Annotated in this window: 23 protein-coding genes and 2 tRNA genes; 8 read left to right on the top strand and 17 right to left on the bottom strand. The window is 69.6% G+C overall.

The window, feature by feature from the left end; genetic code table 11:
- Positions 1 to 22 precede the first annotated feature (22 nt).
- The 3 genes from F6W97_RS32825 to F6W97_RS32815 all read right to left on the bottom strand — a co-directional run bounded on the left by F6W97_RS32825 (position 23) and on the right by F6W97_RS32815 (position 1,687).
- On the bottom strand, positions 23 to 502 hold the full coding sequence (locus F6W97_RS32825) for a hypothetical protein (RefSeq protein ID WP_155374427.1): 480 nt from the start codon (positions 500 to 502) through the stop codon (positions 23 to 25).
- A 27-nt stretch (positions 503 to 529) separates the two neighbouring features.
- A complete protein-coding gene (locus tag F6W97_RS32820) occupies positions 530 to 1,351 on the bottom strand; it encodes a zinc metalloprotease (RefSeq protein WP_155374426.1) in 822 nt (273 codons plus the stop codon).
- A 262-nt stretch (positions 1,352 to 1,613) separates the two neighbouring features.
- Positions 1,614 to 1,687 (bottom strand) — tRNA-Met (locus F6W97_RS32815).
- A 144-nt stretch (positions 1,688 to 1,831) separates the two neighbouring features.
- On the opposite strand from F6W97_RS32815, the gene F6W97_RS32810 reads away from it, so the two are divergent.
- Both F6W97_RS32810 and F6W97_RS32805 read left to right on the top strand, forming a co-directional pair.
- On the top strand, positions 1,832 to 3,319 hold the full coding sequence (locus tag F6W97_RS32810; RefSeq protein WP_155374425.1) for a cellulose binding domain-containing protein: 1,488 nt from the start codon (positions 1,832 to 1,834) through the stop codon (positions 3,317 to 3,319).
- A 269-nt stretch (positions 3,320 to 3,588) separates the two neighbouring features.
- Positions 3,589 to 3,987 carry a hypothetical protein gene (locus F6W97_RS32805; RefSeq protein ID WP_155374424.1) on the top strand — a complete coding sequence of 133 codons (399 nt, stop codon included), beginning with the start codon at positions 3,589 to 3,591 and terminating at the stop codon, positions 3,985 to 3,987.
- Positions 3,988 to 4,078: 91 nt separating this feature from the next.
- Here F6W97_RS32805 and F6W97_RS32800 read toward each other — a convergent pair whose 3' ends face one another.
- The 5 genes from F6W97_RS32800 to F6W97_RS32780 all read right to left on the bottom strand — a co-directional run bounded on the left by F6W97_RS32800 (position 4,079) and on the right by F6W97_RS32780 (position 8,759).
- The gene (locus F6W97_RS32800; protein ID WP_230687169.1) at positions 4,079 to 5,284 is read right to left on the bottom strand and encodes an ABC transporter permease; all 1,206 of its coding nucleotides are present in this window, start codon (positions 5,282 to 5,284) and stop codon (positions 4,079 to 4,081) included.
- Positions 5,277 to 5,945, bottom strand: coding sequence for an ABC transporter ATP-binding protein (locus F6W97_RS32795; protein WP_155374423.1), 669 nt, complete (start codon positions 5,943 to 5,945; stop codon positions 5,277 to 5,279). The genes F6W97_RS32800 and F6W97_RS32795 overlap by 8 nt, the downstream gene beginning before the upstream one ends.
- Positions 5,942 to 7,342, bottom strand: coding sequence for a peptidoglycan-binding protein (locus tag F6W97_RS32790; RefSeq protein WP_196279427.1), 1,401 nt, complete (start codon positions 7,340 to 7,342; stop codon positions 5,942 to 5,944). Before F6W97_RS32790 ends, F6W97_RS32795 begins: the two co-directional genes overlap by 4 nt.
- Before the next feature lie 51 nt (positions 7,343 to 7,393).
- A complete protein-coding gene (locus F6W97_RS32785) occupies positions 7,394 to 8,236 on the bottom strand; it encodes a hypothetical protein (RefSeq protein WP_155374421.1) in 843 nt (280 codons plus the stop codon).
- A 121-nt stretch (positions 8,237 to 8,357) separates the two neighbouring features.
- On the bottom strand, positions 8,358 to 8,759 hold the full coding sequence (locus F6W97_RS32780) for a hypothetical protein (protein WP_155374420.1): 402 nt from the start codon (positions 8,757 to 8,759) through the stop codon (positions 8,358 to 8,360).
- A gap of 408 nt (positions 8,760 to 9,167) precedes the next feature.
- On the opposite strand from F6W97_RS32780, the gene F6W97_RS32775 reads away from it, so the two are divergent.
- A complete protein-coding gene (locus tag F6W97_RS32775) occupies positions 9,168 to 9,473 on the top strand; it encodes a helix-turn-helix domain-containing protein (RefSeq protein WP_155374419.1) in 306 nt (101 codons plus the stop codon).
- Between the two features lie 88 nt (positions 9,474 to 9,561).
- Here F6W97_RS32775 and F6W97_RS32770 read toward each other — a convergent pair whose 3' ends face one another.
- The 4 genes from F6W97_RS32770 to F6W97_RS32755 form a co-directional block, all read right to left on the bottom strand.
- Complete coding sequence (locus F6W97_RS32770; protein ID WP_155374517.1) at positions 9,562 to 9,942, bottom strand: helix-turn-helix transcriptional regulator; 381 nt, start codon at positions 9,940 to 9,942, stop codon at positions 9,562 to 9,564.
- A gap of 106 nt (positions 9,943 to 10,048) precedes the next feature.
- Positions 10,049 to 10,122: transfer RNA gene (locus F6W97_RS32765), tRNA-Met, on the bottom strand.
- Between the two features lie 100 nt (positions 10,123 to 10,222).
- The gene (locus tag F6W97_RS32760; RefSeq protein WP_155374418.1) at positions 10,223 to 13,117 is read right to left on the bottom strand and encodes a UPF0182 family membrane protein; all 2,895 of its coding nucleotides are present in this window, start codon (positions 13,115 to 13,117) and stop codon (positions 10,223 to 10,225) included.
- Between the two features lie 158 nt (positions 13,118 to 13,275).
- Positions 13,276 to 14,349, bottom strand: coding sequence for a YlbL family protein (locus F6W97_RS32755; protein ID WP_155374417.1), 1,074 nt, complete (start codon positions 14,347 to 14,349; stop codon positions 13,276 to 13,278).
- Positions 14,350 to 14,457: 108 nt separating this feature from the next.
- Between F6W97_RS32755 and F6W97_RS32750 the strand changes: the two genes are divergently transcribed.
- Positions 14,458 to 15,729: a zinc-dependent metalloprotease gene (locus F6W97_RS32750; RefSeq protein ID WP_155374416.1), complete on the top strand. Its 1,272-nt coding sequence runs from the start codon at positions 14,458 to 14,460 to the stop codon at positions 15,727 to 15,729.
- Between the two features lie 149 nt (positions 15,730 to 15,878).
- On the opposite strand, the gene F6W97_RS32745 is transcribed toward F6W97_RS32750, so the two are convergent.
- A complete protein-coding gene (locus tag F6W97_RS32745) occupies positions 15,879 to 16,406 on the bottom strand; it encodes a M48 metallopeptidase family protein (RefSeq protein WP_155374415.1) in 528 nt (175 codons plus the stop codon).
- A gap of 362 nt (positions 16,407 to 16,768) precedes the next feature.
- Between F6W97_RS32745 and F6W97_RS40275 the strand changes: the two genes are divergently transcribed.
- The 3 genes from F6W97_RS40275 (at position 16,769) to F6W97_RS32735 (ending at position 19,637) form a co-directional block, all read left to right on the top strand.
- Complete coding sequence (locus F6W97_RS40275; RefSeq protein WP_166381884.1) at positions 16,769 to 16,924, top strand: DUF5679 domain-containing protein; 156 nt, start codon at positions 16,769 to 16,771, stop codon at positions 16,922 to 16,924.
- Positions 16,925 to 17,098: 174 nt separating this feature from the next.
- Positions 17,099 to 18,226 (top strand): hypothetical protein, encoded by a 1,128-nt coding sequence (locus F6W97_RS32740; protein WP_155374414.1) that lies wholly within the window; start codon positions 17,099 to 17,101, stop codon positions 18,224 to 18,226.
- A 76-nt stretch (positions 18,227 to 18,302) separates the two neighbouring features.
- Complete coding sequence (locus F6W97_RS32735; protein WP_155374413.1) at positions 18,303 to 19,637, top strand: ABC1 kinase family protein; 1,335 nt, start codon at positions 18,303 to 18,305, stop codon at positions 19,635 to 19,637.
- A 295-nt stretch (positions 19,638 to 19,932) separates the two neighbouring features.
- Here F6W97_RS32735 and F6W97_RS32730 read toward each other — a convergent pair whose 3' ends face one another.
- The 3 genes from F6W97_RS32730 to F6W97_RS32720 all read right to left on the bottom strand — a co-directional run bounded on the left by F6W97_RS32730 (position 19,933) and on the right by F6W97_RS32720 (position 23,089).
- Complete coding sequence (locus F6W97_RS32730; RefSeq protein WP_120318150.1) at positions 19,933 to 20,292, bottom strand: WhiB family transcriptional regulator; 360 nt, start codon at positions 20,290 to 20,292, stop codon at positions 19,933 to 19,935.
- A 121-nt stretch (positions 20,293 to 20,413) separates the two neighbouring features.
- Positions 20,414 to 20,785: a hypothetical protein gene (locus tag F6W97_RS32725; protein ID WP_155374412.1), complete on the bottom strand. Its 372-nt coding sequence runs from the start codon at positions 20,783 to 20,785 to the stop codon at positions 20,414 to 20,416.
- Between the two features lie 126 nt (positions 20,786 to 20,911).
- Entirely contained in the window at positions 20,912 to 23,089 is a 2,178-nt protein-coding gene (locus tag F6W97_RS32720) for an ATP-dependent DNA helicase UvrD2 (RefSeq protein WP_155374411.1), read from the bottom strand.
- Between the two features lie 83 nt (positions 23,090 to 23,172).
- Here F6W97_RS32720 and F6W97_RS32715 point away from each other — a divergent pair, with 83 nt between their 5' ends.
- A complete protein-coding gene (locus tag F6W97_RS32715) occupies positions 23,173 to 23,433 on the top strand; it encodes a mycoredoxin (protein ID WP_155374410.1) in 261 nt (86 codons plus the stop codon).
- A gap of 107 nt (positions 23,434 to 23,540) precedes the next feature.
- On the opposite strand, the gene F6W97_RS32710 is transcribed toward F6W97_RS32715, so the two are convergent.
- On the bottom strand, positions 23,541 to 23,789 hold the full coding sequence (locus F6W97_RS32710; protein WP_155374409.1) for a hypothetical protein: 249 nt from the start codon (positions 23,787 to 23,789) through the stop codon (positions 23,541 to 23,543).
- Positions 23,790 to 23,814 lie beyond the last annotated feature (25 nt).

The raw sequence follows: 23,814 nt of genomic DNA, 5'->3' as shown, positions 1-23,814 counted from the left end.
GGGCTCCGGCCTTGCCGGCGGGTCACATGCAGCCGGGTGGGGTCTGCAGGGCGAGCTGGTACAGCACCACGGGCTGCGCGGTCTCGACATACCTGGTGTCGATGACGAACCGGGCGGTGTCCGCATCGAGAAGTTCCATCGTGCCCGCCACGAAGCCGGTGATCTTCCGGTTGCCGTTGGACCCGGGGCGCGGGCTGAGATCGCCGGGCGGGGAGTCGCTGTGCCAGTGGCGCCCGCCGAAGCGGGTGAACTCGCCGGTGCAGTGCACGTAGAGGTCGAACGGGTAGGCCGTGCCGACGGCCGGTTTCGCGGGGCCGCGGCGCTCCTCGCCCTCCGTGTAGGGCGGCACCGACGCCCAGACGGTCGGGGTCGGCGCGGCGGACGGTGACGCCGTCGCGCCGGGCGGGGCGAGCGCGCCGGGTTGTTGCTGCCCGGCACACCCGGCGGCCAGCGCGAGCCCGGCGAGCAGCATCGCGGCGGCGGGAACGTTTCGCAGGTGCATGGATAGATCCTCGATCATCCGGCGCGATCAGGAGTACAGGTAGTTTTCGAGCAGGGCTATGTCGTAGATGTTGGGTATCTGCGATGAGCCGGCCTGGGTCGGGTACATGCAGCTCCACTTGCGGTCGTTGTGCCCCACCCCGAGCGCGTGCCCGGTCTCGTGGCAGGCGGCGTTGCGGCGGGACTGGCCGGCGGTGAAGTAGTAGTTGTTGAACTTGATCTGCACCGTGCCGTCGACGAAGTAGACCTGGTAGTCGACCTCCATGTACGTCTTCGCGACCGCGCCGCCCTCCCAGTTGGGGCCGTAGTTGCCGGCGTAGACGTTGACGCAGTGCCGACCGCCGGTGGGGCACGCGCCGGTGGTCCAGTAGGAGTCCACTCCCCGGGCCTTGTTCCACTCGGCCACCGAGGCGCGCACCGGCCACTCTGCCGGGGTGTGGTCGCGGAAGTAGACCTGCGGATCGGCGAAGCTGTTCTCCCGCCAGCTGTAGTAGATGCAGCCGGGGTTGGTGCCGAGGAAGTGCGCCTGGTCGTAGCCGGCGCCCTCGGGCGCGCAGGTGTCGGGCTCGACCAGGACGCTGACGCCGGACTTGGGCGCCAGTCCCTGCGCCTGCAGCCGGTTCAGCAGGTTCCGGCCGCCCGTCGGCTCGGCGGCGGTGTAGATGGTGATCTTCTCGCCGCCGCCCGCACGGGGCTCCCGGATGGTCACCTCGGCGCCGTCGACCACGATGGACGTTGCGGCGGTCGGGGGCGGCGGCTTCGGTTCGGTCGCACCGGCGGGCGCCGGGAGCGCGCCCGCGGCGACGACCAGGATGGCGATGGAGGCTGTCAGCGCTCGCCTGTCGATCATGTTTCCCCCGTCAGGAACAGTCGATGTGCCTCCGAACCTACGCATCAAGTTACGCATGTCAATGCATGCGTTTGGTTGCCGACGGCAACATGGCACATCCGCTGAGTGACCGCTCACTGTCTGAAGCAGCAGCGGGAAGACTACGTCATCATTATCGACTAAGTCGAGAGCCAGAGTTTCCATCGCCGGCTCGCGCGGTGGCTCGTCAACGATCAAGGGCACCCACCCGGTGACTGGATGAGTGCCCTTGATCTGTTCTTTGTAGCGGGGGCCAGATTTGAACTGACGACCTCTGGGTTATGAGCCCAGCGAGCTACCGAGCTGCTCCACCCCGCGTCGGCTGCTTGCACAGACTATGTCACCGTTGTCGACCGTGTCCAATCGGTTAACCGCCCACATTCATGGATGCCATCCTCTTGGCAGGACGACTTCCACAGTGTTCGATTACTGGCAACAATCCTTCCAGAAAGGAGCCAGTCGATGCGAACCCTCCGCGCGGTGGCCGTCACGGCGGCCGTCGCCCTACTGGGAGCCGCGGTCCCCTACCTGACCAGCACTGCGGCACACGCCGCCGGTCCGGTGCTGCGCGCCACGGTCACCCAGGTCAGCGTGTGGGCCACCGGCTACGGCGCGGACGTGACCGTCACCAACACCGGCGACGCCCCCGCCACCGGCTGGACCGTCGCGTTCGACCTGCCCGCCGGCACCACGGTCAGCTCGTCGTGGAGTGCGGTCCGCGCGCAGAGCGGGCAGCGCTACACCTTCACCAACGTGAGCTGGAACGGCACCGTCAATCCGGGCGCGTCGCAGACGTTCGGCTTCAACGCCGCCGGCATCGGCACTCCGGTGAACTGCACCGTCAACGGCGGCTCCTGCGCGGGCGGCCCGGCCCCGTCGCCGTCCACCCCGCCGTCGCCGTCCGCTTCCCCTTCGCCGTCCGCGTCCCCGTCGGCATCACCGTCCGCATCGCCGCCGTCGTCCCCGCCGCCCGGCGGGCCGGTCGTCGACGTGGCCACCGCCGCACAGCTCAGCAGCGCGCTGAGCAGTGCGAACCCCGGCACCACCATCCGGCTCGCGGCGGGCGCCTACCGCGGCGCGTTCGCCACCACGCGGGCCGGCACGGCCAACGCCCGGATCACGCTGACCGGGCCGCGCACCGCGGTGCTGATCAACGACGGGCCGAGCGGCACCGCGCCGTCCTGCCCAGCCCCCACCGCCGGCTGGGACTCCGGCTACGGCCTGTGGCTGTTCGACGCGCCGTACTGGAACCTCACCGGGTTCACCGTGGCCGAGTCGAAGAAGGGCATCGTGCTCGACAACTCGCACCACGTGACGATCAGCGGCGTGTACGTGCACCACACCGAGGACGAGGGCGTGCACTTCCGCCGCTCCTCGGCCGACGGGATCATCCGCGACTCGATCGTCGAGTACACCGGCCTGGTCCAGCCCGGCTACGGCGAGGGCGTCTACCTCGGCTCGGCCGGTTCCAACTGGGCCTGCCACGGCAACTCCGGCGGCGTCGACCGCTCCGACCGGGTCCAGGTGCTCAACAACCGCATCGGCCCGTACGTCGCCGCGGAGCACATCGACATCAAGGAGGGCACCTTCGACGGCGTGATCCGCGGCAACACGTTCGACGGGCGCGGCATCTCCGGCCAGAACTCGGCCGACTCCTGGATCGACGCCAAGGGCATCGGATACCTCATCGAGAACAACACCGGCACGTTCGCCGCGCCGGGCACGTTCGTCAACGGCTACGAGACGCACAACCCGGCGACCACGCCGACGTTCCTGAACGGCTGTGGCAACGTGTGGCGCGGCAACAGCTCGAACCTGGGCGGGGTCGGCCAGTACGCGATCCGGATCACCTCGACCTCGAAGTGCGCCGGCAACCTCAACGTGGTGTACGCCTCGAACACCGTCGTCAACGCCACCAGCGGACTCACCAACATCCCGGTCACCCCCTGAGCCCGGCAAGGCCCGCCCAGCCACCAGGCGGGTCTTTCCACCGGCGCACGCTCGGCGCGGCACCACCCGGCAAGCCGGCCGATCCTCACCGCCGGATCCGGCGGGATGGTGCCGCGCGCGTTGTCAGGCTTCGTCGGCCGCGCCTACGGTCTTGGACGAGCGCTGGTGTCGGACGCAGGTTAGGGCCATCGCTCAAAAGGGTTGCGGGGACGGTGCTGAAGACACCATCCCCGCGAGGTCATCATCGACAACACCGTTAGGAGACGGCAATGAAGACCAAGGCAATGGTAGCGGGTGGTGCTGCGAAGGGCGTGCGCGCGACGCTGATCGCCGCTGCGGCGGCAGGTGCCGTGCTCGTGCTCGCTGCCCCCGCGTCGGCCGCCTACACCGCGACGATCAAGGGCGGATACGGCCACGCGAAGACCCTCGGCGGCATGGAGGACTTCTTCCACGTGTGCGACACCGACGCCAACGGCATCGGTGTCTACGGCCGCTACATCCTCAGCAACGACAGCACGGTGGACGTCTCCGACAGCAACGGCTCCGCGTCCGGATGCGGGCAGGCCGACTACACGGATACGCCGTACTGGGCGGTTCGCCTGCAGGCGATCCAGCGCGACGGCAAGGCCTCGCCCTGGGTCGAAACCGACGGCTTCGGCCCGAACTGACATCCACCTCGATACGCCATCTGATCGTCGGCCTGTCCGCCACCGCATCGCGGTGGCGGACAGGCTTGTTTAGCGGCTTGCCAGCCCACAGTCAGCGGCGCAGGGCTTCGACGGGCTCCGTCCGCGCCGCCCGCATAGCCGGGTAGAGCCCGGCGAGGAGGCCGACCAGGGTGCCGACCAGTGGTGCCGGCAGCACGGTCGACGGGTGCAACACAGCGGTCCAGGAATTGGCGACGGCGATCCCCACCACGAGCGCGACCGCGAGACTCGTGCCGATGAGCCCGCCAAGGGTGCCGAGGGCAGCCGACTCGGCGAGGAACTGGGCCGCGATGTGCTGCGGCCGCGCACCCAGCGACCTGCGCAGGCCGATCTCTCCGGTGCGCTCGAGCACGGCGACGAAGGTGGTGTTGGCGATGCCGACCGCGCCGATAACGAGGCTGATCGCAGCGAGCAGCAGGAACAGCGCGTTCAGATCGCCGGTCACATTGCCGCGCAGAGCCTGGGGATCGGGCGGGGCGGTGGCCTTGAACCTGTCCGGTGCTTCGGGCCGCAGCGCCACGGCGACCTGCTCTGCGACGACCTTCGCCGCGCCGAGCCGGGTTTCAATCAACATCTTGGCGGGAGCGTCGGTTGGCGGCCCGTACGCCGACAGCGCCGTCGTCGACGGGATGACGACGCCGAGCAGCAGTTCCGGCAACCGTTGCAGGTTGTTGATGACGCCGATGACGGTGTACGGCGTGCCGTTGATGAAGATCGCCGGATGGGAATCGAGGCGCGAGATGCCCAGCCGGCGCGCCGCGGTGGGGCCGAGGACCGCCACCCGCTCACGGCGGCTCGTATGGAACGCGTCGGGCAGCCGGCCTGTCTCCACCGTCGGCCGCATCGCGGCCAGTGCGCCCGGATCGGCGGCATAAAGGGTCAGGCCGGCTCCGTCGCCAGGCATACCCGGCGCTCCGGTGAGGGTCGGATCCGGCAGGGGCACCGGCCAGTAGACGCCACCGTCGACCACGCCGTCGATACGCCTGACCCGGCTGGAGGCATCTGCGGGAAAGCTCATCTCGTGAGTGATCTGATCGGCGCCGACGTCCTCGACAGTCACCTCGGTCGCGGCGAGCGCCGTGAACCTCTTGTCGATCTGACCGCCGGCGGTCGCGGTCAGTCCGAGGATGGCCACGAACGCACCGATTCCCAGCACGGTGCCCAGCATCGTGAGCACTGACCGGCTCGGACGCTGCAGCGCGCCCGAGATCGCCTCGCCGACCAAGTCCCGGACCGACAGCCTGGAGCGCTCAATCATGCAACACCCCGTCACGGATAGTAATGATCCGCTGTCCGCGGGCTGCCACATTCGGGTCGTGGGTGATGATGATGACGGTATAACCACTCGCGTGGACCTGATCGAGAAGTTCCAGCACCGCGGCCGCGGTAGCGGAGTCCAGGTTTCCCGTCGGCTCGTCGCAGAGCAGCAGGCTCGGGTTGTTGACCAGTGCTCGGGCGATCGCCACCCGCTGGCGCTCACCCCCGGACAGGGTCGTCGGCCGGGCGTGGGCCCGATGGGAAAGGCCGACCTTCGCCAGGGCCTCGGCGGCACGGGCCTCTCGCTCACGAGCCGGCGGTCCGGTGTAGAGCTGCGCCAATGCGACATTCTCGAGGGCACTGCGATAGGGCAGCAGGTGGAACGACTGGAAGACGAAACCGATGCGCCGACCCCGCAGCGCGGTGCGGTCGGCCTCCTTCAACCCGCCCACATCTATGCCGTCCAGCTCGTAACGGCCGGCTGTGGGCCGGTCCAGCAGGCCGACGACGTTGAGAAAAGATGACTTGCCCGAGCCTGACGGGCCGATCACGGTGGCGTATTCCCCCGGATTGATCGTCAGATCCGCGGGGCGGAGCGCGACTACCGGTGGCGGACCGGGATAGGTGAGCCCGACGCCGGCGAAGCTGACCACCGGGGTCATTGCCCGACCACCACCTGATCGCCGGGATTGAGCGCGCCACCTATAGGCACGACCTCGACGAAACCGTCTCCCGAGACCCCCGGCCGCACCTCGACCCGCGTCTGGCCGCCCCCAGCCGACACCACGGTCACCGTGGTCTTGCCGTCCGCGGCCGCGCTCACGGCCGACAGCGGCACCACCAGCACCTCGCCACTGGTCTGGGCCGAGGTGATGGTCAGCCGCACTTCCAGGTTGTTCCACTGATTGGTCAACGGCGACGACGGTGTGACGATCACCGGGATGAACGCCGCGCCGCCCTGCCCTTCCGGCGACGTCAAGTCCCCGACGAGAGTCACCAGCCCTTCGGCGTCCTTACCGAGCGACTCCGAGATGATGCCCACCTGCATCCCGACTTTCAGCAGCGTGGCTTGGTCCGGCTGGAGCTCCGCGGTGACACTCAGCGCGCCGGTGGCGAAGGTGATCAGCGGTGCGGTGACCTGGTCGCCCACTTTCGCGGTCAGCTTCGCCACGGTCGCCGGAAACGCCGGGAGGAAAACCACTTCGCCCAGCGGAACCATCGGCCCGGTGCTGGAGATCAGTTCGGAACGGTCCTGCTTCGCTCTGGTCAACGCCTTGTTCGCGGCGTTCAGCTGCTGCGCCTGCGACGGCTCGCCAGGCGCGGGCGTCGCACCCGGATTGGCCGCGATGCGCGCCTTCAGCGAATCAACCGCTTGCTGAGCCGCGGCGACAGCATCATCGGCCGCACGCAACGCGGTCTTGTCCCCCTTGCCGCCGACGCCTCCGGTGTCGGGTGAGCTGAATCCTGCCCTCGAGTACAGCAGCCGTACCGCCGACTTCGTCGACGAGCCGAAGTGCCCCTTCGTGTCACCGCCGTGGTACACGCCCAACGTGCGCAACGCCGCCTGCAGTTGGGCGACGTCCTTGCCGTCATCGTTCGGACGCATGTCGCGGTATGACGGAACCGCACCCGGCAGCACCAGCAACGGACGACCCGACACGGTCAGGACCACCTCACCCGGTTCGACCGTCGCGCCAGCACGGACGCGAACCCCCGTGACCAGGGCGACGCTGGCGCCCTGGGCCGAGGCCGGAGTCACCTCCACCTGCCGTGCCGCGCCGACCATTCCGCGGGTGACCACGGTCGAGGCCAGGACCCGCTTCTCCACCGTGCTCGTCAACGTCGTGCGGCCGGGTGGCTGCGCTTCGGCCCGCTGCTGTTCCGGCGACTTCACGAACGCAGCACCGATAAGCCCGCCCACGGCCACAAGACCGGTGCCGCCGGCGACCAGCAGCACCGTACGGCGCTTGGTGCCGGCAGCCGTCGGGCCGGGGGCGGCATGATCGGGTGCGGCAGGGTCCGACTGCATCGCTTGCCGTCCCAACACCGATTTCACCATCATTCCCCTCGTAACCGGTATGACACACGGCGTGCCCGCCGGCGACCGATCCTATGTGTTCCCCGCGATCATGTCCGTGACGAGCCTGACGCGCTTGTCATAGTATTCTTTGAGCCGCTGCATGACTTCGGAGTGCTCCTCGATCAACTGCAGTTCGTATGCCGTTCGAAGCGCTACCACAAGGTCCAGGTAGCCGACTTCCTTCTTGCACTTCACGTCGGCCACGGCGGCCTGGATTTCCTTCGCGGTCGCGGTTTCGGTCGGCCAGCGCGAGTCCTTGGCCGCGTCCTCGGGTGTTTCGAACTGATAACCCTTGTCGGCCATGCATGCCGACCAGCGCTCTGTCATCGCGATATACCGGCTGTCGTTGACGGTCCGCGCGTGGGCCTGCGCCGGCAGATCGAAGGAAAGCGTGAACTCTTCCGCTGGGGGCGCGCCCTCGCCCATCTTCAGTTTGGCTTGCATGACACATTCGTCGAGGGGTCGTGCCCCGTTGGCCTCGGTGGGCGGGAACGGCTTGCCGTGGTAGCCGTATTGACCAGCGATAGCCGAATCGACCAGCCCGAACCGGATGGCCTTCGCCGCCGCGCGGTTGCTGTTGATCGCAGCTGTGGTGGCAGCGCTGTTTCCCTGCCAGGTTGCCCCGGCCTTGCGCATGCAGTCCCGGATCAACAGATCTCTGGCGTGCGCGTCCAGTATCTTCTGATCCGCGCTCAGGCCGTAAGCGTCCATCGGCAAAGCCACGCTCTCCACCGAAGCGACCGCAGCCGGCGAACCGATCGACGGCTCGACGACGGCTGGCTTGCTCGGTTCGGCCGGCGACGTGCACCCCGACAAAGCGACCACCCCCATGGCGATCAGGGCCATAATTTGGATCTTCGCCGAGTGACGCATTCCGCCTCCTTGTCATCCTGTTGCAGCATGGTGCGGTGCCCGCTTCCGGTAACGGCTTTGCCAGACCGGCCGTCACCAAAAGCGGGCACCTGAATCACATCATCCGGCCCGGGCCGAACTATTACACTCCGCTGGGACCGTCGGTGTTCTTCCACGGCGACGCAATGCCGTCGCGCTGGATCGCCTGCAGCCTGGTGGCCCAGTACGGCGTCTGGGTCCAGTCCTGCTCACCGCATCCGGCCGCGGAACCGTTGCCGTCGGAGACGTCCACCGTGCCGGCGCTGTTGGCGAGGATGAAGCGACCGTAGACGCCGATGTTGTTGGCAGCGGTGTCGCACGCCTGGAAGTAGTCCTCCTGAACGCCGATGGTCCGCGCGTTGCCGTATCCACCAGGGATCGAGGTACCCCAGCCCGCCGACGCGGGGGCTGCGAGCACGAGCACGGCGCCCGTCGCCGCAGCGGCGATCAGCGTCGCGCGCACGCCCTTGGCAGCACCACCCGCTACCATTGCCTTGGTCTTCATTGCCGTCTCCTAACGGTGTTGTCGATGATGACCTCGCGGGGATGGTGTCTTCAGCACCGTCCCCGCAACCCTTTTGAGCGATGGCCCTAACCTGCGTCCGACACCAGCGCCCGTCCAAGACCGTAGGCGCGGCCGACGAAGCCTGACAACGCACGCGGCCCCATCCCGCCGGATCCGGCGGTTCGGCGCTGACCGGATCCGCTGGCCCGACGCCTGCACACCGCCACTTTCGCCACCCGTTCGGGCCCTCCGCCAACCCGACACGGTTCGGCCACAATCATCCTCCAATGAGGAGGCTGGGGCGACTCGGGGGCACTTGACAGTCGCGGCGCAATTCGCTGATGATCGATGCCGGTAGCCGGCCAGGCCACCAAGAGAACCCAATAATTTGAGAAAGAGGAGAGAGCTATGTCGGGGGACACGCTCTTTCACCCCAGCGACCTGCAGCTTCGCATCTTGCGTCTGCTACGCGACGGGGCGACGGATCGCGCTATCGCTCTCAGGCTCCACATGGGTGAACGCACCGTTCGCGAACAACTGGCCAAGCTCGCCGAAGAGAGCGAAGCCCAGGGCCGATTCGCACTCGGCGTCGAAGCGGTCTGCCGAGGCTGGCTCGACCTGGAACCGGGATCCTCGCGCACAAGCGATCGGATGCTTCGCGGGGTGATACGCGCCGACAACTGCGTGCAGCCGGCAGCCAAGGTCGGGAGTTGAGGAAACCGGCACTTCATGAGGCCCGGCTCTGACCCTCACCATTGACAGGGGTGACCGTAATCGCGGTCACCCCTGATCGCGCGGGAGGTCAGGCCGTGGTTGTGGCGGGCCGTTCGGCCTTTCCGTTCCTGACCTGCCGCAGAGACGACCTGGCGATGCACGCAGGCAGGGCCTCGCTCCAGGAGTGGTCGCGGGCCCGGTAGGAGCTGGGGCTCTCGCCGACCACCTCGGTGAACCGGGTGCTGAACGAGCCCAGCGAGGTGAACCCGACGGCCAGGCAGACCTCGGTCACGCTCAGGTCGCCCCGGCGCAGCAGGGCCTGGGCACGCTCGATCCGGCGGGTCATCAGGTAGCTGTACGGCGTCTCGCCGAAGGCGGCCCGGAAGCTGCGCGAGAAGTGCCCCGGCGACATCAGCGCGGTGTGCGCCAGCGCGGCCACATCCAGCGGCTGCGCGTACTCGCGGTCCATCCGGTCGCGGGCCTGCCGCAGCCGGACCAGGTCATCCCTTGTCACCCTGTGCACCCTAACCACATATAGAAGGACCCGGCTCCATCGGAACCGGGTCCTTCGTTCGTAGCGGGGACAGGATTTGAACCTGCGACCTCTGGGTTATGAGCCCAGCGAGCTACCGAGCTGCTCCACCCCGCGTCGGTCTCTAAACCATAGCCGGTTGATCGCACCAGCCGCAAATCGACACGGGGTGAGCGCCGTCTCAGCGCTCACCCCGTGTCGTCTCACCGTGTCATCGTCAGCCGGTGGTGGCCGGTGACGGCGAGGGCGGCGGCGGGGAGGGCGAGGCAGCCGGGGGCGGCGTCGTGCCGCTCGCGGCCTCGAACTCCTTCATCGCCGCCTCCAGCGCGGCCAGCGCCTTGCCGTACGCCTCGAAGTTGCCGGACTGCTGGGCGGACCGCACGTCGTCGATGGCCTTGTTGACCTTCTCGGCGGCGGCCGCCAGCGTCGGCGAGCCCGTCGTCGGCGGCGGCGGCTGGTTGGGCGTGGTCACCGGTGGCGTGCCGGCGGTCGTGCCGACCAGCTGTTTGATGCCGTCGGTGAGGGTGTCCGCGAAGGCCACCTTGTCGCCGTAGCTGACCAGCACCTTCTTCATCAGGGGGTACGCCTTCTCCCCGCTGGAGCGCAGGTAGATCGGCTCGACGTAGAGCATGCCGCCGCCGTACGGCAGGGACAGCAGGTTGCCCTTGACGACGTTGGTGCCCCAGATGTTGAGCTGTGTTCGCGCCGCGTCGAAGTTCTCCATCAGCTGCTGCGCCTGGCCCGGTCCGGGGATCCGGCCGTCCTTGCTCAGCTCCAGCACCTGCAGTGTCGGTTTGCCGTCGACGTACGACCCGGAGATCAGCGCGGCCAGGTTCTGCCGTTCCCGCGGGGTCACCGCGGCGGTGAGCTGGAAGCGCGGCTCGGTCTGCCCGGGCAGCTGGGTCAGCAGGTAGTACGGCGGCTGCTTGGCCGAGGTGCCGGCGGCGGCCGGGTCGTTGGGCACGGCCCAGAAGTCGGGCGCGTTGAAGAAGTCGTTGGCGTTGTTCACGTGGAACCGGGTGAGCAGGTCGCGCTGCACCTTGAACATGTCCGCCGGGTAGCGGAAGTGCGACGCCAGCTCCGCCGGGATCTGCGCCTTCGGCGTGATCAGCTTGCCGCCGAAGGCGTTGTTCCACGTCTTGAGGATCGGGTCCTTGTCGTCGAACTCGTAGAGCTTGACGGTGCCGTCGTACGCGTCGACGGTGGCCTTCACCGAGTTGCGGATGTAGTTGATGTCCTGCCGGGCGAGGCGGAACGTGCCGTCGCCGGTCAGCGAGTCACTGGTCGCGTCCTGCAGGTCGATGCGCTGCGCGTACGGGTAGTTCGCGCTGGTCGTGTAGCCGTCGATGATCCATACGATGCGCCCGCCGACCGCGGCCGGATACGGGTCGCCGTCCAGCGTCAGGAACGGGGCGACCTTCTGCACCCGGGTGCGCGGGTCGCGCTCGTAGAGGATCTTCGAGTTGTCGTTGACCGCGTCGGCCAGCAGGAAGTTCGACTCAGCGTACTTGATCGAGTAGAGCAGCCGCCGCCAGGTCGAGCCGAGGTCGACGCCGCCCTGCCCGGTGTAGGTGTAGCGGGCGTCGGTGGCGTCGCCGGTGGGCCGGTCGTACTCGGCGCTCTGACCGCCGTCGGGCTTGCCGACGATGGCGTACTCGCCCATCCGCTCGCCGTAGTAGATCCGCGGCTGGTCGACCGGCAGCTTGTCGGTGGCCGACGAGCAGCCCTGCTCGGCGCCCTGCGCCTGGCCGGTGAAGAAGCCGGAGACGAAGTAGGGCTGGCCGGCGCACACCGTGGTGTTGGCGGGCGCCGCGACCAGGCCGTAGCCGTGGGTGTACACCGTGTGCTTGTTGATCCAGTTGCTCTGCGCGGTGGTCAGCTTGCTGTACTCGATCTCCCGCAGGCCCACCACGTAGTCGGCGATCTTGCCGTCGATGGTGTAGCGGTCGATGTCGAGCTTGTCGCCGAACTGGTAGAAGCTGCGCACCTGCGACAGCTGCGTATAGGTCTCGGCGACCACGGCCGGGTCGAGCAGGCGGATGTTCGGCACGATCGTCTTGTCCTGCGCCAGCGACGCCGGCGGCTCGACCGTGTCCGAGGCGTACGGCGTGGTCGTCGCCGTGTCCAGGCCGTACGCCGCACGCGTCGCCGCGATGGTGCGGTCGATGTACGGCGCTTCCTTGACGTTGCGGCTCGGGTCCACCTGGAACGTCTGCACGCCCCACGGGTAGATGCCGCCGATGGCCACCGCGGAGATCGCCAGCAGGCCCAGCGCGACGCCCGGCCACACCAGGTTGCGCATGACCGCGTTCGAGAAGATCAGGATGGCGATGACGACGATCACCGAGATGTAGGTGAGCATCTCCTTCGCCGGCAGCAGCGCCTGGATGTCGGTGTAACCCGCGCCGGTCAGGTCGGTGCCGGAGATGGTGTCCAGCAGCAGCGCCCGGCGGTCCAGCACGTACGCGATCGCCTTGAGGCTGACGAACAGCGCGACCAGGCCGGTCAGGTGAGCCCGCGCGCCGGTGGTCATCCGGTCGCCCGCGCCGGACAGCCGCACCCCGCCGTAGAGGTAGTGCACGCCGAGCGCGCCGATCAGCGCCAGCACCGTCACGGTGAAGCCGGTGTTCAGCAGGTACTGCCAGAACGGCAGTTTGAAGATGTAGAAGCCGATGTCGATGCCGAACTGCGGGTCCTTCTGGCCGAACGGCACGGCGTTCTCGAACAGCAGCCACTGCTGCCAGTGCCCCTGCGCGGCCAGCCCGGCGAAGAACGCGACCGCGGCCGCGGCCAGCGTGAACCAGCGCATCAGGTGCGGGCCCAGCAGGTACCGGTAGCGCTCCAGCGCCTGCTGCTCGACCCCGGTCGGCGGCAGGAACGGGCGCAGCTTGTACGCCAGGTACAGGTTGCCGAAGAGGAAGGCCCAGATGATCAGGCCGAACACCGCGAAGAGACCTATCCGGGTGCCGAGCTGACCGGTGAACACCTGGGTCGCGTCCAGTTCGTCGAACCAGAGCCACTCGGTCCACGCTTCGACCACCCAGCCAAGGACGGCGAAGAAGACAAGAAGGCCGGTCAGCACGATGAGCCAGGCTCGTCCACGACGGCTCATGTGCGGCAGTTGACTTGATCGGTTGACCACGGTGGAAGCCTACGTTGCCGTGCAAGAGCGTGGCACTGATGGCAGGCCCAATGGAACCGCGGTGAGTCGTCTGACGTGCCGTTTCACGCGGGACCCCGGCAGCCGGGGCCCCGCGTTTTCTCAGCTGATTAACAGGAAGGCGGGGTACCCCCGGCACGCACGGTCGCCAGCGCGGCCAGCGCGTCGTCGAGGGTGCTCACCTTGGCCAGCGGCAGGCCGGGCAGCGCGTTCGCCTTGGCTTCCTCGCAGTTCGCGGCGGGGGTCAGGAAGATCTTGGCACCGGCCGCCTTCGCCCCGTACAGCTTCTGCGGGATACCGCCGATCGGCCCGACGTTGCCCTCGTCGTCGATGGTGCCGGTGCCCGCGATGACCTTGCCGCCGGTGAGGTCCTCCGGCTTGAGCTTGTCGATGATGCCGAGCGCGAACATCAGCCCGGCGCTCGGGCCGGCGATGTCGTCCAGCTTGATGTTCAGCGTGAACGGGTGCGGCTGCTCGGTTTTGACCTCGATGCCCACCCGCGGCGTGTCGTCGGTCGCGGAGGCCGGCTTGGTGGTCACCTCCACCGTGGTGGGCGCCTTGTCCCGGGTGACGCCGAGCTTGATGGTGCTGCCGGCGGGCTTGGCCTGGATCAGCTCCAGCAGCTTGCCGTTGGAGGTGACCGCCGCGCCGTCGACGGTGTCGATCACGTCGCCCGGCTTGAGCTTGCCGTCCGAAGCCCCGCCCGCGACGACCTTCTCCACCGCGATCCGCACCGGGTAGCCCAGCTCGCGCAGCGCCGCGGTCTCCGCGCTGGACTGCGAGTTCTTGAAGTCCTCCTGACCCTGCTGGTCGATCTCCTCGCGGCTCGCGTCCGGCGGGTACAGCAGCTCGTACGGGACGACCGCCTCCTCGTCGGACCACCAGCCCCGGATCACCGAGACCAGGTCGGTGGACGACTGCACGTTGACGGTGACCAGCCGCAGCTGCCCGTCGGACTTCGAGACCGCGGGACCGCCGGTGACCGAGATGACCTCGTGGCAGCCCGCCCCGGCTCCGGCGGCGCCGGGCGTGCAGACCTCGCCCTTGTCGTCGACGGCCGACAGCGTGTCCACCGTGGGGCCGGCGCTCTCCACCACGTAGGGCACCTTCACCTGCCCGATGGCGAACAGCAGCAGCACGGCCAGGAGTGCGCCCAGCACCACAGTCAACCCGCGACGTCTCATGGCGGCCAGCCTATCCAAGCGGTCCGCCACCCCGCCGGACCCTGACTTGTCCCCGATCACGCGGGGGGTATGAGTCACTTGGGCTCAACTTCGCGTACGGTGGAGGGCGTGCCTGACACCCCGTTCGGGTTCGCCCTTCCTGGCGGCCAACCACCAGATCCCAACGACCCGCAGCAGATGCAGCAGTTCCTCGCCGGGCTGCAGCAGCTGATGGCGATGAGCTCCAGCGGCGGAGGCCCCGTCAACTGGGACCTCGCCCGGCAGGTCGCCACCACCGCGCTCAACAGCGAGGGCGACCCGGCGGTCACCGCGGCCGACCGCGCCGAGGTCGACGAGGCGCTGCGCCTGGCCGACCTGTGGCTCGACCCGGCCACCGCCCTGCCCAGCGGCGTGCTCACCACCGCCGCGTGGAACCGCAACGAGTGGATCTTCAACACTCTCGACGTCTGGCGGAAGCTGGCCGACCCCGTCGCCGACCGCATGGTCAGCGCCATGGGCGACCTGGTCCCGCCGGAGGCCCGCGCCCAGCTCGGCCCGATGGCCGCGATGATCAGCAGCCTCGGCGGCGCGCTGTTCGGCGGCCAGTTCGGCACCGCGCTCGCCAAGCTCGCCGTCGAGGTGCTCTCCGCCGGCGACATCGGCCTGCCACTCGGCCCGAGCGGCACCGCCGCGCTCGTGCCCGCCAACCTCCGGGCGTACGGCGACGGCCTCGACGTCGACTCCGGCGAGCTGCGCCTGTTCGTCGCCCTGCGCGAAGCCGCCCACCAGCGGCTCTTCGGCCACGTGCCGTGGCTGCGCGGGCACGTGCTCAGCGCGGTGGAGACCTACGCCAACGGCATCCGGGTCGACCGCGAGGCCATCGAGGAGGCGCTCGGCCGGGTCAACCCCGCCGACCCCGAGTCGATGGCCGAGCTGCAGCTCGAAGGCGTCTTCACCCCCGACGACAGCCCGCAGCAGCAGGCCGCCCTGCGCCGCCTGGAGACCGTGCTCGCCCTGGTCGAGGGCTGGGTGACGCACGTGGTCGAGCAGGCCGCGGGCAACCGCCTGCCCAACGTCGTACGCCTCTCCGAGACGTTCCGCCGCCGTCGCGCCGCCGGTGGTCCGGCGGAGCAGACGTTCGCCGCGCTCGTCGGGCTGGAGCTGCGGCCCCGGCGGCTGCGTGAGGCCGCCGCGCTGTGGGCGGCGCTCACCGAGCACCGCGGCGTGTCCGGCCGCGACGCCCTGTGGGACCACCCCGACCTGCTGCCCGACGACGAGGACTTCGCCGACCCGGCCGCCTACGCGGCCGCCGCCGACACCACCGTCCTCGACCTCAGCGGCCTCGACGACCTCCCCAGCCACGACGAGGGCAACCCCGAGGAACCCCCCAAGCAGGACTGACCCTGCGCGGCGCGCCGCGCTTTACATATACGTCGGCCTATCCGGATGAGTTCGATCCACGAATTCTCATCCAGATAGGCCGACGTCTATTGAGAACGGGGTGGGGCGCAACCGCCGAGTGGTGCGGTGAGGCCCGTCAGGGAAGGGTGCTACTCGGCGCGGGCGTGTTCGGCGGCGGCGATGCCTTCGAGGTAGCCGCGGGCGCGTTCGGTGCGGGGGTAGCGGCCGACCAGGGCCCAGAAGCGGGCGTTGTGGCTCGGCACGATGAGGTGCACCAGCTCGTGGAGCAGCACGTAGTCGCCGACCCAGACCGGCATGTCGCGCACCCGCTCGGACAGCCGGATGGTGCGGTCGGCGGGGGTGCAGGAGCCCCAGCGGCCGTTCTGGTTGCCGACCCAGCGCACCGTGGTGGGCACCGCGACGGCGCCGAACTCGGGCAGGTAGCGGCAGGCCAGCTGGCGGGCGCGGACCTCCAGGTCGGCGTCGCTGCGCTGGCTGCGCTGATCGCGGGCGGCGAGCCGGGCGAGCATCTTGCTCACCCATTCGCTCTCCTCGGCCCGGGAGAACTGGCTCGGGATGAGCACCACCACCCGCTCCCCCTCACGGTAGGCGGACACCGTCCGCCGCCGGCGCTCACTGCGCCGGACCTCTACCACGGGTTTGCGTGCGGCGGCCATTAACGACCGGCGCAGACCAGGGGGCACCCGCGGGTAACCAGGGGGTTGTTACTCACGGAAGGGACGCTAGCGGCCGGGTGCCAGGGGGGCGCAAGGGTCAATCTTGTGATCATCGCCAGATTTGCCGGGATAGTTGGCCTTCGCCAAGAAAATTCTTCTGACCGTGACCCGCACCACTGGTTCGCATAAGGGACATTACTCAATGCACAGGCGACTTTAAGAAAATGCCTCATTTTCTACAAGCGTGATGACTCCGGCGTGTCCCGCGTAACCTGACTACTCAGATCGATTCGGGCAGGCAGACTTCCACCGTCACAGCGCAAGCCGCCGGGACGAGTCACCGTGGATCATGAGGAGGAATCGTGGCCGAAGAGAAGTACAACGGCTACTGCGTGAAGTGCAAGGAAAAGCGTGACTTCACCGGCAAGGTGGAGATCTCCAAGACTGGCATGCGGATGGCCAAGGGGCCCTGCCCCGTCTGCGGTACGACCGTGAACCGCATTCTCGGCAAGGCCTGAGGAACAACGCGAGACAGGAGCCCGCAGACACTGCGGGCTCCTGTCGCTTTCCCGACAATCTTCCCCAAGATCTGTGGATAACCCCGGTCAGCGCTGTGGAAAACCTCTTGATCACGGGGGACGAGCTGTGGATAACCCCGGCCGGACCCCGTCGGACACTGGCAACCTCACGCTGTGAGCCGCTCCCCGATGTCCCGCCCGGCCCTGCTGCCGGGGCTGCGCCCGATGTGGCGCGACCGTCACACCGTCCAGCTCGGCACCGACCCCGAGCATGCCGTGGTGCTGGAGCTGCCGCACCGGTCCGCGGCTCGGCTGCTGGAGCTGCTCGACGGCTCCCGCACCGAGCGGGCCCTGCTGGCCGAGATGGGACGGCTCGGCATGCGGGCCGAGGACGTGCACGAGGTGCTGGCCGCGCTGACCGAGCAGGGTCTGGTCATGCCGGCCCACGCGCTGATGCCCTCGGCGCTGCCCGCCGAGCACCGGGCCCGGCTCGCCGACGAGGCCGCCGCGCTCGCCCTGCGCCGAACGGAGAGCGCCGGCACCCCGGCCCGGGTGCTGCAGCGGCGGGCGCTGGCACGGGTGATCATCGCCGGTGCCGGCCCGACGGCCCGGCTGGTCGCCACGGCACTGCTGGACGCCGGGATAGGCAAGGTGGGGCTGGTCGCCTCCTCCGGCGCGGCGGCCGCGCTCAGCCCTGCACCGGGCACCGCGGTCACGAGCCCTGCGGCAGGTACGGCGGCCACGGGCCACGCGGCAGGTACGGCGGCCACGGGCCACGCGGCCGGCACAGCGGCCAAGATGGGCTCGGCTTCCGGCACAGCGGCCTCGGCGGCCCCCGCACCCGGGACGCGGGGCCAGGCACCCCACGCGGCCACCCTGCGTGCCACGGACGCCACGTTCCGGGTACAGGTGGGGTATGCGGTGGCCACCCGCGGAACGCGGCGCAGGGTGCCGCACCTGGCGCTGACCGTACGCGACGGGGTCGCCGTGGTCGGGCCGCTCGTGCCCGTCACCGGCGGGCCCTGCCTGCACTGCCTCGATCTGCACCGCACTGACCGCGACCCGTCCTGGCCCCGGCTGGTGGCCCAGCTCGCCCAGGCGCCGGCCGGTGGCGAGCCGTGCCCGGCGGCGACCCGCCTCACCGCCGCCGGTTTCGCCGCCGCCGAGGTGCTGGCCTACCTCGACGGGGCCGCGCCGACCACGATCGGCGCCACCGTCGAGATCAACGGTGTCCTGCCCTGGCGACGGCGCACCTGGTCACCCCACCCGTCCTGCGACTGCATCCGGCGGCGGCGCGGCTGACCCCGCACCGACATCTCCACAGGGTCTTCACCTGCCGGAACGGGCCGAAATCCGCGAGGTCGGCAACAATGGCACGGTGACCGACATCCCGCGCCGTGCCGTCTCCCGGACCGCCAAGCTGGCTTCTCTTCCCCTGGGCTTCGCCGGGCGGACCGTGCTCGGGTTCGGCAAGCGGGTCACCGGCATGGCCACCGACGTGATCTCCGCCGAGATCCAGGAGCGTACGGCCGAGCAGCTGTTCAGCGTGCTGGGCCAGCTCAAGGGCGGTGCCATGAAGCTCGGCCAGGCGCTGAGCGTGTTCGAGGCGGCGCTGCCCGACGCGCTGGCCGAGCCCTACCGCGACGCGCTGACCAAGCTCCAGGAGGCGGCCCCGCCGCTGCCCGCGGCCACCGTGCACAAGGTGCTGGCCGAGCAGCTGGGCAGCGACTGGCGGTCGCTGTTCCGCGAGTTCGACGACGAGCCCGCGGCCGCGGCGAGCATCGGCCAGGTGCACCGGGCCGTGTGGAAGGTGCCGCGCAAGCGCACCGGCATCCCGGTCGCCGTGAAGATCCAGTACCCGGGTGCGGGTGACGCGCTGATCGCCGACCTGACCCAGCTGTCCCGGCTGGCCGGGCTGTTCAAGGTGATCCAGCCCGGGCTGGACGTCAAGCCGCTGGTCACCGAGCTGCGGGCGCGGGTCGTCGAGGAGCTGGACTACGAGCTGGAGGCCGCCAGCCAGCGCGCCTTCGCGTCGGCGTACGCCGGCGACGAGCAGATCCTGGTGCCGCAGGTGCTGGCGGCGGCCCCGCGGGTGCTGGTCACCGAGTGGGTCGAGGGCATCCCGCTCTCGAAGATCATCAGTACGGGCACCGTGGCGCAGCGGGACCGGGCGGGCTCGCTCATGGCCACGCTGCACTTCTCCGCTCCCGAGCGGGCCGGGCTGCTGCACGCCGACCCGCACCCGGGCAACTACCGGCTGCTGCCCGACGACCGGCTCGCGGTGATCGACTTCGGCGCGGTCGCGCGGCTGCCCCAGGGCCTGCCGGAACCGGTCGGCCGGATCAGCCGGCTCGCCCTGGCCGGCCGGGCCGACGAGGTGCTCAAGGGCCTGCAGGGCGAGGGTTTCGTCCGCGCCAACGCCGACATCGACGCGCAGGCGGTGCTCGACTACGTGCGGCCCATGCTGGAGCCGCTGGCCGCCGACGAGTTCCGCTTCACCCGGGCCTGGCTGCGTGAGGAGGCGGCCCGGCTGGCCAGCCCGCGCAGCCCGGCGTACGCGCTGGGACGGCAGCTGAACCTGCCGCCGTCGTACCTGATGATCCACCGGGTGACGCTGGGTTCCATCGGCGTGCTGTGCCAGCTGGAGGCCAAGGCGCACTACCGCGCCATCCTGGAGCGCTGGCTCCCCGGCTTCGCGGAGCCGACCGACTGACCGACCGACTGACCTGGATAAATGCGGATGCCCGCCGGCTGAGCCGGCGGGCATCCGTGTTGATTCACTTATCGCTGCGACAGCTCACGTGCACGCCGACGCGCGGCGACCATGATCTGACGGGCGGAACGGGAAGCCTCAGAGGGGATGTTCTGAGGCTCAAGCATTCGAGCCCGACTCATGATTTCGTGGATCATATATATGTCGCTGATGGCGTTTCTCATTGCTTCTCTCCGATGCTCGTCGTAGTGACTTAGCCGGCAGGCGGCTGGATTGGGTGATGCGGAGTTGCTGCTCAGGCAGCGAGCCGGACCGACTCGCGAGCGGTGACCGCGGCGACACGCGCCTCGGTCTCGGCCACCAGGGCCGCCTCGCGAGCGAGGTCGTCCTTGCGCGGACGGCCACGCGGACGCTTACGCGCCACGACCGCACCACGCTCGAAGATCTCGCCGCCCCAGACGCCCCAGGGCTCCTCGCGCTCCAGCGCCCCGGAGAGGCACTCGACCTTGAGCGGGCACTCGCCGCAGAGCGACTTCGCCAGCTCAAGCTCCGCAGGAGCGTCGGAGAACCAGAGGTCGGGGTCAAACTTCCGGCAGGGCAGCTCCGCACCCAGCTCGACGCTGAAGTCGAGGACTGGGGCCAACGCCAGACTCATCTTCCGGTCACCTTCCTTTCATCTCGATCTCGTGGATCGCTTTCCATGGGGGTGGAAATAACTAAGGCCGCGGATCCCGGTGTACGGGTTCCGCGGCCTCGAGGTGAGCCGGTGGTCTGGTTTAGACCTTTGGTTTACCTCGAGGTGGGAGCCCGTCGAATCCATCGAGCTTCATGCCCGAGGACTCCTGGTTCCGGTAGGCCAGGGTGGTGCTGATGGTGCTGGTGGTGCTCTTCGGCTCGGTGGCTCCCGCGGGGGCCACCTTGATCGGGTTCGGGTTCCAGGCCAGCTGTCGCAGGACGGGCAGCTGAGCCACCGGCAGGCCGGTGACGGTCGACGCGCCCAGTGCACCCACTGCGCCACACGTGGCGTGGCCGGCGGGTGCCGACTGCGGGGATGCAGCCAAGGCGATCGGCGAGACGGCGACTGACGAAGCGCGCGCAGCGGCGAGCGCCGGCACGACGACATTCAGGGTTTTGAACGTGATCTCCATGGGACTCGCCTCCTCACTTGCCTCGTCGGTGCAGAACGTTGACCACCCGCCAGGAGCAGCACGGATGTGCGCTCTTGGTGGTGTGTCCGAAGGTTATGCCTCCCGGGCGGGAGGGCGCAAACGGTTTTACGGCTCTGTTGCCAAATCTTTTTGAAGATCTTCTGAAGTCGGTTGTTCAGGCAGCAAATCCGCCACCGAAGCACCCTTCAACAGCGCGAGAACGGCCTCGCCATACAGCTCGAGTTTGCGCGGGCCGATGCCGGCGATCTCCACGAGACCGGCTCTGTCGGATGGCTGACGCTCGGCCAGCGCGGTCAGGGTGGCGTCGGTGAAGACGACGTACGCCGGGATCTTCGCGGCTGCCGCGACCCGGGCCCGCCAGTCGCCCAGCCGCTCGAACAGCTCCTCGTCCAGTGAGGACGGACAGCCCGCGCACCGCCCCAGCTTGCGCTCCGGCCCGGCGAGCAACGTCGCCCCGCAGACCCGGCAACTCACGATCACGGTCTTGCGCGGCGTGCGCGGCGCACCGGGCGCCGGACGCTCGGCACGGGGCACGGCGGCCTGGCCACCGAACGGCGCCAACCCCGGCACGCCCTGCAGGAAGCGGCACGGACGCCGGGCCCGGCCGCCGGACGAGCGGGCCTCGCCGTAGCTGAGCCAGAGCATCCGCCGGGCCCGGGTGATGCCGACGTACAGCAGCCGGCGCTCCTCCTCCAGCGCCTCGGCGCTGCGGGCGTACGCGGTGGGCATGGTGCCCTCGGCGAGCCCGACCAGGAACACCGCGTCCCACTCCAGGCCCTTGGCGGAGTGCAGGCTGGCCAGGGTCACCCCGGCCACGGTCGGGGCGTGCTGCGCGTGGGCGCGCCGGCCCAGCTCGGCGGTGAATGCGGCGAGCCCGTTGTCGGCGCCCGGCTCGGGCCGGAACTCGGTGGCCAGGCGTACCAGCGCGGCCAGGGCCTCCCAGCGTTCCCGGGCGGCCCCGCCGGACGGCGGGCGCTCGGGCTGCCAGCCCAGCCCGACCAGCACCGCGCTGACCGTGGCGACCAGGTCGTCGCCGCCGTCGGCCCGGGAGGCCGAGCGCAGCGCCACCATCGCCTGCCGGATCTCGGCCCGCTCGAAGAAGCGCTCGCCGCCGCGCAGCACGTAGGGCACCCCGGCGTCGGCCAGCGCCTCCTCGTACGTCTCGGACTGGGCGTTGGCCCGGAACAGCACCGCGATCTCCGAGGCCGGGGTGCCTGCCGCGATCAGGTCGGCGCAGCGGCGGGCCACCCCGACCGCCTCGTTGTGCTCGTCGGCGAAGACCCGGGCGTCCGGCTCCGGACCCGCCGGGCGCTGGCCGACCAGGTCCAGCCGCAGCCGGGACTCGCTGCCCTTGGCCTGCCGGATGACCGCGTTGGCCAGGCCGACCACCTGCGGGGTGGAGCGGTAGTCACGGACCAGCCGGACCACGGTCGCGGCGCGGTACGTACGCGCGAAGTCCACCAGGTACGACGAGGTGGCCCCGGTGAACGAGTAGATGGTCTGCGCCGCGTCGCCGACCACGGTCAGGTCCTTGCGGCCGCCCAGCCACGCCTCCAGCAGCCGCTGCTGGAGCGGGTTCACGTCCTGGTACTCGTCGACGACGAAGTGCCGGTACTGCGTGCGGACCTGCTCGGCGACGTCGGAGTGCTCCTCGATGCCCCAGCACATGGCGCGCAGCAGGTCCTCGAAGTCGATCACGCCGGTCTGGCGCTTGACGTGCTCGTATGCCGTGTAGACGGCCGCGACCTGGGCTGCGTCGAGCGGGGTCTCCCGGCCGGCCTTGGCCGCCGCGACGACGTACTCGTTGGGCTCCACCAGGGACGACTTCGACCACTCGATCTCGGCGGCGAGGTCGCGCGCGCCGGTGCGGTCGGCCCGCACCCCGGCCCGCGCGGCGGCGAGCGTGACCAGCCGCGCCTTGCTCTCGACCAGCTCGGGCATCTCCCGGCCGCGCAGCAGCCGCGGCGCGAAGAAGCGCAGCTGGCGCAGGGCGGCGGCGTGGAACGTGCGGGCCTGCACACCGTGCGCGTCCAGCCCGGCCAGCCGTTCGCGCAGCTGCGCCGCGGCCCGTGCGGTGAAGGTGACGGCGAGCACATGCTGCGGCTGGACCTGCCCGGTGACCACCCGGTGCGCGATCCGGTGCGTGATCGCCCGGGTCTTGCCGGTGCCGGCCCCGGCCAGGATGCACACCGGTCCGGGCGGCGCCGTGACCGCGGCCGCCTGCTCCTCGTCGAGTCCGGCGAGCACCTTTGAGGCCGTGTCGGGGGCAGCGTCTCGGGTCACAACAGGGAATCATCCCAGGTGTTGTGGATGTTGCCACCGTTAGAGTCCCCGGGAGCCCCCGCTCCCCCGACCCGAGGATCGCCATGCTGACCATGTACTCGACCACGTGGTGTGGTTACTGCCACCGGCTGCGCAGCCAGCTCGACCGTGAGGGCATCACCTACACGGTGATCGACATCGAGCAGGACCCCAACGCGGCGGACTTCGTGATGAGCGTGAACGGCGGCAACCAGACCGTGCCGACGCTGCGCTTCGCCGACGGCAGCGCGCTGACGAACCCCAGCATCATCCAGGTCAAGTCCCACCTCGCCGCCCTCGCCGAAACCGCCGCCGACCCGGCCTGAACCCCACAACGGGAGAAGATCGCTGTTTCGTGTCAAACCTGAGGCCCGACCTCACTTCTCGACACGAGACGGCGATCTTTTGCGCGCCCCAGCACAGGCCGGGAGGGTCAGCTGGGCCAGCGGGGGGCGTCGAGGCGGACCACTTTGACGCGCTGGCGGCCGGAGCGGACGGCGCCGACCGAGGCGAGGGCGCGGGCGAGCTGGAGCGCGGCGTCGAGGCTGTCCGCCTCCGCCACCTGGCGGCGCTGCTCGGGGCTGCTGGTCTCGTCGCGCAGCGGCTCCTCGTCGAGGAACGACGCGTGCACGTCCTCGGGCGCGAAGGGTCGTACCTCGGTGCGAACTATCAGGTACCGCATGCGCTGCTCCGTCACTGCCTGCCGG

Source organism: Catellatospora vulcania (assembly GCF_009720385.1).
Taxonomy (GTDB): Bacteria; Actinomycetota; Actinomycetes; order Mycobacteriales; family Micromonosporaceae; genus Catellatospora; species Catellatospora vulcania.
This window is presented reverse-complemented; position numbering and strand designations above follow the sequence as displayed.